General features: G+C 38.6%; 9 protein-coding genes. 8 read left to right on the plus strand and 1 reads right to left on the minus strand.

Features of this window, described 5'->3' with window-relative positions:
- Nucleotides 1-135: 135 nt before the first annotated feature.
- Nucleotides 136-1,794: a glycoside hydrolase family 140 protein gene (locus tag AAOP42_RS08785; protein WP_349528119.1), complete on the plus strand. Its 1,659-nt coding sequence runs from the start codon at nucleotides 136-138 to the stop codon at nucleotides 1,792-1,794.
- A gap of 92 nt (nucleotides 1,795-1,886) precedes the next feature.
- On the opposite strand, the gene AAOP42_RS08790 is transcribed toward AAOP42_RS08785, so the two are convergent.
- Nucleotides 1,887-2,981, minus strand: a complete 1,095-nt coding sequence (locus AAOP42_RS08790) for a carbohydrate-binding family 9-like protein (RefSeq protein ID WP_349528120.1) — start codon at nucleotides 2,979-2,981, stop codon at nucleotides 1,887-1,889.
- A 262-nt stretch (nucleotides 2,982-3,243) separates the two neighbouring features.
- On the opposite strand from AAOP42_RS08790, the gene AAOP42_RS08795 reads away from it, so the two are divergent.
- The 7 genes from AAOP42_RS08795 to AAOP42_RS08825 all read left to right on the plus strand — a co-directional run bounded on the left by AAOP42_RS08795 (nucleotide 3,244) and on the right by AAOP42_RS08825 (nucleotide 13,239).
- A complete protein-coding gene (locus AAOP42_RS08795) occupies nucleotides 3,244-4,689 on the plus strand; it encodes a sugar MFS transporter (protein WP_349528121.1) in 1,446 nt (481 codons plus the stop codon).
- A gap of 23 nt (nucleotides 4,690-4,712) precedes the next feature.
- Nucleotides 4,713-6,506 (plus strand): arylsulfatase, encoded by a 1,794-nt coding sequence (locus AAOP42_RS08800; RefSeq protein ID WP_349528122.1) that lies wholly within the window; start codon nucleotides 4,713-4,715, stop codon nucleotides 6,504-6,506.
- Nucleotides 6,503-7,951, plus strand: a complete 1,449-nt coding sequence (locus AAOP42_RS08805; RefSeq protein ID WP_349528123.1) for a sulfatase family protein — start codon at nucleotides 6,503-6,505, stop codon at nucleotides 7,949-7,951. Before AAOP42_RS08800 ends, AAOP42_RS08805 begins: the two co-directional genes overlap by 4 nt.
- Nucleotides 7,952-10,288: a GH92 family glycosyl hydrolase gene (locus AAOP42_RS08810; protein ID WP_349528124.1), complete on the plus strand. Its 2,337-nt coding sequence runs from the start codon at nucleotides 7,952-7,954 to the stop codon at nucleotides 10,286-10,288.
- Nucleotides 10,289-10,339: 51 nt separating this feature from the next.
- On the plus strand, nucleotides 10,340-11,269 hold the full coding sequence (locus tag AAOP42_RS08815) for an ROK family protein (RefSeq protein ID WP_349528126.1): 930 nt from the start codon (nucleotides 10,340-10,342) through the stop codon (nucleotides 11,267-11,269).
- Between the two features lie 139 nt (nucleotides 11,270-11,408).
- Nucleotides 11,409-11,993 carry an RNA polymerase sigma-70 factor gene (locus AAOP42_RS08820; RefSeq protein ID WP_349528127.1) on the plus strand — a complete coding sequence of 195 codons (585 nt, stop codon included), beginning with the start codon at nucleotides 11,409-11,411 and terminating at the stop codon, nucleotides 11,991-11,993.
- Nucleotides 11,994-12,234: 241 nt separating this feature from the next.
- On the plus strand, nucleotides 12,235-13,239 hold the full coding sequence (locus AAOP42_RS08825; RefSeq protein WP_349528128.1) for a FecR family protein: 1,005 nt from the start codon (nucleotides 12,235-12,237) through the stop codon (nucleotides 13,237-13,239).
- The last annotated feature ends 85 nt before the right edge of the window (nucleotides 13,240-13,324 follow it).

Raw genomic sequence — 13,324 nt, forward strand, 5'->3', positions numbered from 1 at the left:
AAAACCTCCTTACCGTACCAGTTACGGTACCCCTTGAAATTGAAGTTAATCCTAACAGACCCCAGAACATGTCTGGGGATTGTAAGAATTTTTAAATGCGTTTGTTTTGGCCGGCAAAAAGTAAATAATATAATTATGACAGGCTTAAAATTTATTTTCACAACTGGATTAATTTCCTGCTGGATTTCGCTTGTTGTTCAAGCCGGAGAGGCAATCACAGTTGAAGCAAACCGAGTTGCCGCAATAACCCTTATTTCTTCTAAAACTTATGAAAACCCATTTGTTGAAATAGAACTTATTGCAGAGGTAACACAACCAGATGGTAAAAAACTCAAGGTTCCCATGTTTTGGGCTGGTGACAAAAAATGGTCTCTTCGTTATGCATCAAATGTAATTGGCAATCACACTTTTAAGACACAGTGTTCTGATAGGAAAAACAAAACGCTTCATGAGATAAAAGGAAGTATTATGGTTACAGCCTACCAAGGAGAGAATAAACTGTACCAGCATGGTGTGATTGGTATAAGTGAAGACAAGCGCCATTTTGCCCATGCCGATGGTACACCGTTTTTTTGGCTGGCAGATACTTGGTGGAAAAACTTGTGCAAGCGAATGACTTGGGAAGGTTTTCAGGAATTGACGGCCGACCGAAAGGCAAAAGGCTTCAATGTAGTCCAGATTGTTTGTGGTCCTTATCCCGATGAGGAAATGATGGAAGCACGGTGGGAGAACGAAGGAGGTTTGCCTTACGAAACTAAGGACTTCAGTATTGTCAATCCTAAGTACTTTGATTTTGCTGATAGACGTATTGAACATTTGGTGGAGGCTGGCATTGTTCCTGTAATTGTGGGTGGTTGGGGGCGTCCGCAGGGTGGAGGAGAAAGTACTTTGATGCAAGTTGGGCTGGAAGGATACAAGAGACATTGGCGTAACTTAATCGCCAGGTACGGAGCATATCCCACGGTGTGGATGGTTGGAGGAGAGGCACAGGATTCCTATGGCCCTTGGTCAGACTTGGCACAATACCTCAAAGATACAGATCCATACAATCATATTATGTGTTACCATGCTCCGGGACATCCTCGCGAGATGTTGCAGGATAATTCTATGTTTGATTTTGATATGCTCGCCATTGGGCACGATGGGATGGAAACTGTAAATCGTACTTTTGATTTGATGAATTCTTGCTTAGAAACATCTCCAAAGAGACCAGTACTTTGTGGTGAGGCCTGTTACGAAGGTCACATGCAAACCAACTTTCAATATATACAACGCCACATGTTTTGGAGCTTTATGCTCAGTGGTGCAGCAGGGCATACCTATGGTGCTGCCGGCATCTGGCATGCTGGTATTGAGGGTGATGCAGGTCATACTGGTTATTGGGGACAGGAATATGATTGGACTACATGGAAAGAAGGGATGAATTACCCTGGTTCCACACAATTGGGAATAGGCAAAAAACTGCTGGAAAAATATAACTGGTCACAGTTTGAAACACATCCCGAATGGACGGATTCCACCTACTTTGCAGCTGGGATATCTGGGAAAGTTCGTTTTATTTATCTCCCCCGACGAAATATATACAACTGGGAAGGTCCAATGATTAAAAACCTTGACCCGACTGTTGATTGGAGGGTTTATTATTTTGATCCGGCTACAGGGCGAAAGTTTGAACAAGACCCGATCAAATCAGGTCATAAAGTCAATGATGGTGTGTTGAAAACTATTTCTTACCAAAGAAATGTACCATCACCGCAGGACTGGGTAATGGTATTTGAAAGGATAAATGATTGAGGAAGTTGACTAAACTATAATTTTTGTAATATCAAATGTCTTTAAACTCAAAGAGGATTACAGACATTTGATACTGAATGGTTATTTCTTGATTAATTTTTCCTTGTTCTATTCTTCCATACTTTACCATCCTGGACAATGTGCCAAACATCATTGTTGTCGGATTGATAAGTGGCTTCAAACTGAGAGGAGGTAGCCTCTATTTTTAGTTTATTGCTCTTGTTTTGATCTAATCCGGATAAGTTGAGGTCTTCAATATTATTAGTGTAGCTTTTATTTTTTGAGCGGAATTTCCTTTGTGCATAATAGACTTCTCTTAACAGTTGCTGTTCCATTTCTCCATCAGGATCTATGAACGGGATGTTTTTACTTCCCACAGGTTGATCGGAAAACTGAACAATTCCCCATTTTTCCGGCATGTGCATGCTTATACGCCCCTGAGGTGACCATACCCAGTTGAATTCAGGATAGCCCTTTCCTGTGTCAGGATTGATTGATTTGGTGTATTTTCCATCAGTGTCCAATCGCCAGTTTACCCTTGAGAAGTTTACCCTCCATTGATCGTCATTTTTTGGTACTCTTCTGGCTGCTTCTTTTAGTACTTTCCATGGGAAAGCCAATTCAACAGTCCAGTAGTTGTCTATGTCATTAGGATCATTGATTGTACCGTCTATGTATATGCCTTTTTTTAGTCCTTTTATGTCCCATCCATTGAGAAATGTTCCCCCATCTCTATATGGTTTTATAAGCATCAAATCCCAAATAGTGCCAAGAGCATTGATTTCAAATTCATAATACTTATGAGTATCACCATCAGGGTCTATAAAAACCTCAAAATCATTTTGGTGAAAGATAACAGCATCTCTTTCTGTGTATTCAGCCCATATATGGGGTTCATATATTTTTGCTGAGATGTAAAAGTATTCATCATCCCAAAGCATTTTGGCTTGGGTTTCGTACAATGGTTTTGGTTTAGCATCTCCTTCTATATCTACAAACTTTTGGGTCCATTCTGCTTTTTTCCATGACTCCTCATCGAGTTTTCCATCTATCACCATCTCGTCTATAGGCCTGGTGGCAATATAGCGTTCCGGGCCGGAAGGTTGACCCTGACTATACGAGTTGGCATATAGCAGTGTAAATAAGGTAATTGATAAATTAAATTTGTTGAGTATATTTCCAGACATGCTGTTTTTGTTGGTTTAAATGATTGGATGTTTTCATTTATTAGTGGGGAATTTTTCGGTTTGCAATAACAATGCCGAATGAATTACTATTGTGAATATTTTTATCTTAATCAATTGGCAACTGTGTCAAAATAGTTTTATCAATATGAAAAATGTGGATTTTCTTATATGTTGGAAAGCAATTAACCCTTTTTTATAAGATATTGATCATTCTGAGATATAATTGCCCTTTAAACTAAACTATCAACTTACTATTAAAATTATGGCAGGAGCACAACCAAGCGTGATGGCAGCATCATCCAATGAAGAGAATAATTCTCAGAATTATACCAAACCATTTATCACCATATCATTCTTATTTTTTATGTGGGGATTCATCACTGTGATGAACGATGTATTGATTCCTCATTTAAAGGCGGCATTTGAGTTGAGCTATTTTCAGGCTGCATTGGTGCAATTCGCATTCTTTGGAGCTTTCTTTATTGTCTCGCTTATTTATTTTTTGGTATCTGTATCTAAAGGAGATCCGATCACTAAAATTGGCTATAAAAATGGTATTGTAATAGGCCTTGTGATTTGTGGGGTTGGTTGTTGTTTATTTTATCCTGCTGCACAGTTTCAGGCATATGGTTTTTTTCTGAGTGCCCTATTTGTGCTGGCTACAGGAGTTACCATTTTACAGATTGCAGCAAATCCTTATGCAGCTATTTTGGGAAAACCGGAAACGGCTTCAAGCAGATTGAACCTGGCTCAGGGATACAATTCTATTGGTACTACCTTGGCACCATTTATTGGGGCATTGTTGATTTACAAAGTATTTTCAGATGGTAATATTACAGTTGATTCCTTGAAATTACCTTATGTTATTTATGGTTCGGCATTCATTGTATTGGCATTGCTGGTAAGGGGAGTCAACCTTCCTTCTTTTGTAAATAAGGAGAAAATATTGAAAGGAGCAGGAGCACTGAAGTTCCGCCAGTTAAGGTTTGGGATGTTTGCAATCTTCGCCTACGTGGGTGCGGAAGTAGCCATTGGGAGTTTTCTGATCAACTATTTTGGATTGGAAAATATCATGGGGTTTGGAGAAGCTGAAGCTGGAGTTTATTTATCGTACTACTGGGGTGGTGCTATGATAGGCAGGTTTATGGGTTCTATTTCTATGGGATCAATTACCGATACGGCTAAAAAATATGGTTTGATGGCTGCTGTAGCTATCGCAGCATTTGTATTGGTTTACCTTGTTACAAGTATTAAAAATGAAAATGGTATTTTCCACATGGAATTTTTAAGCTTTTCTAAGATTGGTTTATTTCTACTTTTTGCATTGATCAATTACGCAGCATTTTTTGTTGGAAAATCGAGCCCATCCAGGATATTGGCAGTGTTTGCTTCTATCATCATAGTAATGTTGATGCTGGTTGTATTTACTGATGGCTATATCGCATTTTGGTCTGCTATAGCTATTGGCTTGTTCAATTCTATTATGTGGTCTAATATTTTTACTTTAGCCATCAAAGACCTGGGAGAGCACACCAGTCAGGGGTCATCCTTACTGGTCATGATGATAGTAGGCGGAGCTCTTGTTCCTCCAATTCAAGGTTTATTGGCTGATGTTGTCGGTATTCAGTTGTCTTTTTTACTGCCAGTGATTTGTTACTTATATATTGTGTTTTATGCAGTAAACGGATATAAACCAATGAAAAATTGATAATAACCAAACGTAATTGTTCCATGCATATTTACAGACTAATTCTTGTTTTATCTGTATTAATTTATTCTTGCTCACCTCAGGTAGAACAAACAGAAAAAAAAGTTGAGGATAGGCCAAACGTAGTTTTGATCATGACTGATGATCAGGGGTATGGTGATTTAGGATTCTATGGCAATCCTCATATCAAAACTCCGAATATTGATGCTCTTGCAAAAAAAAGCGTCAGGTTTGAGCGGTTTTTTGTATCACCAGTATGTGCACCAACGCGATCCAGCCTGATGACAGGCAGACATTCGCTACGGACAGGCATCCATGATACCTACAATGGAGGTGCAATAATGGCCGGAAGTGAAGTAACTATTGCAGAGGTTTTGAGTGAAGCAGGGTATGCTACAGGTATGTTTGGCAAGTGGCATTTGGGTGACAATTATCCCAGCCGTCCACATGATCAGGGGTTTCAGGAAACCTTACAGCACTTAGGAGGGGGTATTGGTCAGCCCGGTGATTGGCCTAATTTTCCTAAAAAGGACAGAAGCTATTTTGATCCGACACTTTGGAAAAACGGTGAGATGGTAGAAACAAAAGGATATTGCTCAGATGTATTTGCTGATGCTGCAGTTGATTTTATTGGTAACCATAAAAATGACCCGTTTTTTGTTTACCTGGCATTCAATGCTCCGCATAATCCTCTACAACTTCCGGATGAGTATTACGATATGTACAAAGACATTGATCCAAGTATGGGATTTGAAAATGACAGCCGCCCATTTCCTGACATGGATGAGAGCAACAAGGAAATCGCCAGAAAAGTATATGGTATGGTCACTAACATTGATGACAATGTAAAAAAAGTAATGGATCAACTGGAACAATTAAATTTGATTGACAATACGTTGGTCATTTTTATGACCGATAATGGCCCCTGGGGGCAGAGATACCGTGCCGGACATAGAAGCAACAAAGGTTCTGTTTTTCAGGGAGGTGTAAAAGTGCCAAGCTTTTGGAGTTTACCTTCGAAATTTGAAGGGAATAGAGAGGTCACCGTGAATACTACTCATATGGATGTTATGCCAACCTTGGCTGTTCTTTGTGGGGCGAAGTTGCCGGAAAATCTTGAATTGGATGGTAAAAATTTACTGCCCCTGATTGAAGGGAAAACTCCTGAATGGAAAGACAGAGAGATAAACCTGTATTGGAATCGTCGTTATCCTGTGCTATATCAAAACATGACTGTAGTACAAGGAGATTACAAGCTTGTAGGCCAAAATCCTGAATCTAATTCCGAAGCTGTTTTTGAACTGTTCGATTTGTCTAAAGATCCCTATGAACAAAAGGATTTGTCAGCCTCATTGCCTGATAAATTTTCGGAATTGAAATCAAATATGGATGAATGGTATAAGGACATAATTACCAGTCCCAATCTTGTCAATCAGTCCGGGGCAATCGTAAACTCTAAGTTTGAAAACCCGACTATCTTGAGTAGAAACGACGCAGGTGGTCAGGAAGGTGTTTGGTATGCAAGTACAGGTGTTTATGGATTATGGGAAGTTGAGTTTGCAGAAGCAGGGTACTATGATTTGGTTTTTAAATTTGTCGAGGAAGTAGATGCTTCTGCCGGAGGGTTGATTAAGATTCAAATCGGTACGGTTTTGCATTCAGCGAAGGTGACAGATACCAATTTGAAGGAATATAAAATGGAAAATTTGTATATCCCTAAGGGCAAAGGACAAATGATTCCACAATTGGTAACAGGAAATTGGCCTGATCAGAAAAGAATATTCCCATTTTTAATGGAAGTACACAGTAAGAAATGAGTAGTAATTTTATGGCGATAAAAACCGTTTTTGTGACATGTTTTGTTGCTTCCATCTTTATTTCTTGTTCGCAACAGGTCGAAAATGAGCTGCAAGCACCAAATGTGATTTTTATCTTAGTTGACGATTTAGGATATGGTGATCTGGGGTGCTACAACAAGGAAAGCAAAATACCAACACCGAATATTGACCAATTGGCCAATCAGGGAGTTAGGTTTATTGATGCACATACTCCTGCTTCTGTATGCGTTCCTTCCAGATATAGCCTTTTGACGGGGCAATATCATTTTAAAAACAAACGAGATTATAAAGAAGGCAGGATAGCACCAGAAAGGATAACTATTGCCTCACTGATGAAAAATGTTGGTTATAATACTGCTGTATTTGGAAAATGGCATCAGGGCATACCCAATGAGAAATCACCTGTTGAAGGAGAAGAATTAATGAATGGCCCATTAGATCATGGGTTTGACTATTTTTTTGGTATTCCAGCGTCTTTGGATATCCCTCCATACTATTTTATTGAAAATAAATTGCCAGTAGAATATCCAACTGATTCGATTGCAGGCTCTCCGGGAACAGGTTTGAGAAAAATAGAAGGCCCTTTTTATCGTGGTGGAAATATAGCTCCGGATTATTCGCATGGAAAAGTGTTGGGACAAATCACGAAAAAAGGAGTGGAATACATTTCCGGAAAAGCTAAAGAAAAGAACCCATTTTTCATGTACCTGGCACTTCCTGCTCCACATACACCTTGGTTACCTTCAAAAGAGTTCCAGGGCAAATCAAAAGCAGGAATGTATGGAGACTATACCATGCAGGTGGATGCTATGATTGGGCAAATTACCGATGCTCTCCGCAATGCCAAAATAGATGAGAATACAATAGTTTTTTTCTCCAGTGATAATGGTCCGGTTTGGTGGAAAGATGCTGTTGAGAAATATGATCACAGTGCCGTGGGTAAACTTGCCGGAATGAAAGGAGACTCCTGGGAAGGAGGTCATCGTATGCCATTCATTGTTAAATGGCCAGGAATAGCCAGGCCGGGTTCGGTAAATGATAAATTGATCTCATTTACAGATGTGCTGGCTACATTCGCAGAAATGAATCAAGTTTCGCTTACTGTAAATGATAGAGAAGACAGCCAAAGTTTTTTACCTTTATTAAAGGATAACGGCCATCCGGCTACCAGAGAAACCTTTATACATCAAAGTTCGAAAAGGATGTTTTCTATAAGAAAAGGCAATTGGAAATTTATTGATGGTAAAGGGTCAGGAGGCTTTACAGATGGGTATGATCCTTCTGTAAAAACAAGAGATAATTTTCCCGGACAACTTTATAATCTTGAAAATGATCTTGGAGAAAAAACAAATCTCTATGAATTAGAAAAGGAGAAAAGAGAAGAATTATATAACGAATTAAAGGCTTTAACAAGCGTATTGTAAATGAAGAAAGATATAAAAGTGGTAACAAGTGTATTGATTGGTTTAGTGATTATTTTCATGATTACATCCTGTAAACAGGAAAATGATTCAAATTCGAATAATCCGGTTAAAGTACAATTGACCGATTTAGTTGACTATGCCAATCCATTAATGGGTACTGATTCCGACTTTAGTTTGTCCAATGGCAATACCTACCCGGCCATTGCGCTTCCCTGGGGTATGAATTTTTGGACTCCACAGACTGCAAAAATGGGTGATGGCTGGGCGTATAAATATGATGATAAAACTATTAGAGGAATCAAACAGACTCATCAGCCGAGCCCGTGGATCAATGATTATGCTGCTTTTTCATTGATGGCTGTTACAGGTAAGATGAAATACAAAGAAGAAGAAAGAGCTTCCTATTTTTCTCATAAAGCTGAAGAAGCAAAACCTTATCACTACAAAACATATTTGGCTGATTATGATGTGGTGGCAGAAATGGCTCCTACTGAAAGGGCAGCTATATTTAGGTTTACTTTTCCTGAAAACGAGCAATCGTATATTATTCTAGATGCTTTTGATGAAGGATCTATGGTAAAGATTATTCCTGAAGAAAGAAAAATCATTGGCTATTGCAGAAACAATAGCGGAGGTGTTCCTGATAATTTCCACAACTATTTTGTTGCAGTATTTGATAAAGATTTCAAGTGGAAACATACCTGGGGAGACAAATGGAAACTGAACGAAAATTCAACTGCAAGTGAAGGAGAACATGTAGGTGCCATTATCGGTTTTGAAACAGAAACAGGTGAGCAGGTACATGTGAAAATAGCATCGTCTTTCATTAGCCCCGAGCAAGCAGAGCTTAATTTAGAAAGGGAAATAGGCAATCAATCTTTTGAACAGGTAAAATCTTCGGCGAAAGCGGCCTGGGAAAAAGAATTCCAACGCCTGTTGGTAGAAGATGACAATATTGATAATGTGCGTACCTTTTATTCTTGTTTGTATCGCCTCTTGTTATTCCCTAGAAAGTTTTATGAGCTGGACAAAGACGATAAAGTGGTGCATTACAGCCCTTACAATGGCCAGGTGTTGCCAGGGTATATGTTTACTGATAATGGATTTTGGGACACTTTTAGAGCAGTTTTTCCTTTTTTCAATCTGATGTATCCTGAATTGAACTCTCAGATTATGCAGGGCTTGGTCAATACATATAACGAATCAGGATGGCTGCCTGAGTGGGCAAGTCCGGGACACAGAGGCTGTATGATTGGTTCCAATTCGGCTTCTTTGATAGCCGATGCTTATGTAAAAGGAGTAAAGGATTTTGATGCTGAAAAATTGTTTGAGGCAGTGTTGAAAAATGCAAATGTAGAGGAAGGAAGGCCAGAGGAATCAGTTGGTAGAGAAGGATTGGATTACTACAATGAGTTGGGATATGTGCCTTACGATGTGGGTATCAAAGAAAATGCTGCCCGCTCGCTGGAATATGCCTATGCTGATTTTGCCATTGCACAAATGGCAGACAAAATGGGCAAAACAAAAGAAGCCGAAAGGTTTTACAAGCAATCAAAAAATTACGAAAAACTATATGATTCGGAAAGTAAATTGATGCGTGGAAAAAACGAAGATGGTACTTTCCAATCGCCATTCAACCCATTAAAATGGGGAGACGCATTTACCGAAGGAAACAGCCTGCACTATTCATGGTCTGTGTTTCATGACGTACAAGGTCTGATAAACCTCATGGGTGGTGATCAGGAATTTACTCAGATGCTTGATACAGTATTTACCATGCCACCGCAGTTTGATGATTCATATTATGGCTTTACCATTCATGAGATCAGGGAGATGCAAATCGCCAATATGGGCAACTATGCACATGGCAACCAACCTATTCAGCACTTGATTTACCTGTATAATTATGCCGGACAATCATGGAAGGCACAAGAAAAGGTACGTGAAGTTATGAAGAAACTTTACTCTTCAGCTTCAGATGGCTATTGTGGTGATGAAGACAATGGGCAAACTTCTGCCTGGTATGTGTTCAGTGCTTTGGGTTTTTATCCTGTTACTCCTGCCACCACGCAATATGTGTTTGGAAGTCCGTTGTTTGACAAAGTAACTATGACACTTCAAAATGGAAACAAATTCACACTTGAAGCCAAAAGCAACAGTGATCAAAATATGTACATTCAGAGTGCTTCTTTGGACAATCAACCTTTTGAAACCACATGGATAGACCATAATAAAATTCAACAAGGAGGTAAGTTGACATTTGATATGGGAAGTACACCCAATAAAAAATGGGGAGAGAAACCTGCGGCAAGGCCGTTTTCCCTTACCAAACAGTAGTCAGTATTACCAATTTTTTAAATATTACAATACAATCGCAAATAAGTTTAAATGAGTAAAATAGGGATAGGGGTAGATATAGGAGGAAGTCATATTGTCTGTTGTGCTATTGATATGGCATCCGGGCAGCCTATAGCACATACGCATGCAGAAGAAAAAGTAAACAACAAAGGTTCTAAAGATGAAATATTAGAAACCTGGGCAAAGGCAATAAACAAAACGATTGAAAAAATTGATATTGCTTCTTTGGCAGGCATAGGATTTGCCATGCCCGGGCCATTCAAATATAAAACGGGAGTAGCCATGTTTGAAGGTACTGACAAATATGAGAAACTGTACAATGTAGATATTAAAGCCAATCTAAGTCCTTTTTTGAGTGTAAAAGATATAGAAATGAGGTTTATGAATGACGCAAGTGCTTTTGCTGTAGGAACAACCTGGTTTGGGGAAGCTAAAAATACCGAACGATCTATCTCCATTACTCTGGGGACAGGTTTTGGGTCTGCACTCATTGATAGAGACCTGCCTGTAGTAAAAAGAGGAGATGCGCCTGAGCACGGTTGTTTTTGGCATCTTCCTTATAAAGACGCTATAGCCGATGATTATTTTTCTACCCGTTGGTTTGTCAATTCTTATGAACGGTTGACAGGTATCAAAATAAAGGGAGTGAAAGAAGTGGCTATGAAGGCAGAAGAAGGCAACCAATTCAATGATTTATTTATTGAATTTGGAGAAAACATGGCAGACTTCATGATTACATGGCTTAAAAAATTCAAACCGGAGGTGTTGGTAATCGGGGGGAATGTGTCTCGTGCGTTTGATCTTTTTTATCCCTCTTTTAGAGACAAATTAGTAGAAAACGATATTCAATTGAAAGTCGAAATATCAAAGCTGATGGAAGATGCCGCTTTGATTGGGAGTGCACGTTTGTTTGATGAAAGTTTCTGGGAGAAAGTAAAAGATGATCTTCCGGAAATTTGAGGTTTGATCAAGGCTTGATTATAGCAAATACGAGCAGATGAAGCCTGTCTCAACGTAACCTGTTGCAGGTTACGTTTAGCATTTGGTGTAATTTCATCTAAATTGCCAATCTTTACTTCAGTGCATTTTTTGGCAAAATATGAACGAAAAGATTCAAAAATGGGCAGTAGCTATTTCAAACGATGATGAATTTGCATTCAAATTGTTGTTTGATCACTTTTATCCCCGGCTATATGGCTATGCGTTGAGTTTGGTCAAATCCCATAGCCCCTCTGAAGAAATTGTCTCTGATGTATTTGTCAAAGTATGGAGAAAAAGAGAAAGATTAGCAGAAATTGAAAATATCAGTCACTATCTTTTTAGAGCTGTTAAAAATCAGACCATCAATTATTTAGACAAAAAAACACTTTCTTTAGTTGATCTGGATCAGGTCAGAGAAAAGGATGTTAAAGGGTTTCTTCAGCCTGATATATCGATGATGGATAGAGAACTGGCATCACAGATAGCTATAGCTATCGACAGCCTTCCACCGAGAGCAAAACTTATATTTGGTTTGATTAGGGAAGATGGTTTCAAATACAAAGAAGTGGCAGATCAGCTTGATTTGTCCATTAAGACGGTAGAAAATCAAATGAACATTGCCATAAAAAAGTTGAAGGAAAAATTAACTCCTTACTTTAAAGACAATCCTACAAAATTATCTTCCTGGCTTCTGACTTTTTAGTCAGGATCATCACTACGGGCATAAAAGTGTATAAGAACTGTTTTTCACAGGCATTTGGAGACGGTTTTGCTCTACCTATAGGTTAAAATCCAGTTTATATTCTTAGAGTAGTCGGAAATTTCTTATCAGAATTTTTCAGTGCATTTATCAATAGTTGAAAAAATAAAAAAACCTTTTGGGGGGTAATTCAATTTTCCCTGTTTATTCCCCCAAACGTATATTTCAGCAAATAACACTATACATGGAAGTCAAGTATGAAAATTTGGTCGTAAAAAAACTCGCAGGAGACATCAGCCCTGATGAGGAAATACAATTGAACGACTGGATCGAACACTCAATCGAAAACAGGGAGATTTTTATAGCCTATAAAAAGACCTGGGAAAAGAGTCAGTTGGATTGGAAAATGGATGACTCTGAAGAGGTTTATTCTAAAATCACTGATCAACTAGACCTGAGAGATGATCGCAAAGAGACAAAAACAGTATTACGCAAATCTTTTAGGGTATGGAAGATAGCTGCTATGGTGGCTCTACTTCTGGGAATGTCATTTGGTTTCTATGTTTTACAAATTGAGCATGGTGATCAGATTGGTTTGCTTTCCGACAGAGTAGTTAAAAGCACTCCAAAAGGAAAAAAGACACAAATCCGGTTGCCCGATGGTACGATGGTAAAACTCAATTCTAACAGCTATTTAGAATATCCCAAAAACTTTGGAGATGAGAGGAGAATAAAACTTATCGGAGAAGCATTTTTTGATGTGGTTAGAGATCCTTCACGTCCTTTCATTGTAGAATCTGAAAATTTAAACGTTCGGGTTTTAGGTACATCATTTAACATCAAAGCATATCCTTATGATGCTGTATATTCTGTAGCAGTCAAATCCGGTTTGGTTTCTGTCTCTGATCAGAGCAAATCTAAAAACACAGTTATCACTGAATTGAAAGCCAATGAGGTTGTGGATTATATGCATAATACTGGTGAATTTAAGGCTTATGAAATACGTGATGATCAATTTTTTGCATGGAAGGATGGCATTTTGGTATTTCAAAAAGCTGATTTTGATGAAATCATTGAAAGATTGGAAAAATGGTACGGAGTAGAATTTGAATTGCAGGGTAAACATCCTATAGCAAGCGGGTTTTCAGGCAGGTACGAAAATGCCTCTTTGCAGCATGTACTTCAGGGGATAAGTTTTGCCAATAATTTCACATTTACAATTGAAGGAAACAAAGTCATAATAAAATAAAGAGATGATAAAAGACAATACCTCATAGAATAATAAAGTCTGCAATCCAAGGAATCGCAGACTTATAGGGCATCTTATCGGTTGT

Source organism: Reichenbachiella sp. MALMAid0571 (assembly GCF_040151475.1).
Lineage (GTDB): Bacteria > Bacteroidota > Bacteroidia > Cytophagales > Cyclobacteriaceae > CAXBNB01.

Bases quoted from the DNA above. Each gene is read 5' to 3' on its own strand.
- AAOP42_RS08785 (WP_349528119.1), top strand. From the start codon at position 136: ATGACAGGCTTAAAATTTATTTTCACAACTGGATTAATTTCCTGCTGG.
- AAOP42_RS08790 (WP_349528120.1), bottom strand. From the start codon at position 2,981: ATGTCTGGAAATATACTCAACAAATTTAATTTATCAATTACCTTATTT.
- AAOP42_RS08795 (WP_349528121.1), top strand. From the start codon at position 3,244: ATGGCAGGAGCACAACCAAGCGTGATGGCAGCATCATCCAATGAAGAG.
- AAOP42_RS08800 (WP_349528122.1), top strand. From the start codon at position 4,713: ATGCATATTTACAGACTAATTCTTGTTTTATCTGTATTAATTTATTCT.
- AAOP42_RS08805 (WP_349528123.1), top strand. From the start codon at position 6,503: ATGAGTAGTAATTTTATGGCGATAAAAACCGTTTTTGTGACATGTTTT.
- AAOP42_RS08810 (WP_349528124.1), top strand. From the start codon at position 7,952: ATGAAGAAAGATATAAAAGTGGTAACAAGTGTATTGATTGGTTTAGTG.
- AAOP42_RS08815 (WP_349528126.1), top strand. From the start codon at position 10,340: ATGAGTAAAATAGGGATAGGGGTAGATATAGGAGGAAGTCATATTGTC.
- AAOP42_RS08820 (WP_349528127.1), top strand. From the start codon at position 11,409: ATGAACGAAAAGATTCAAAAATGGGCAGTAGCTATTTCAAACGATGAT.
- AAOP42_RS08825 (WP_349528128.1), top strand. From the start codon at position 12,235: ATGGAAGTCAAGTATGAAAATTTGGTCGTAAAAAAACTCGCAGGAGAC.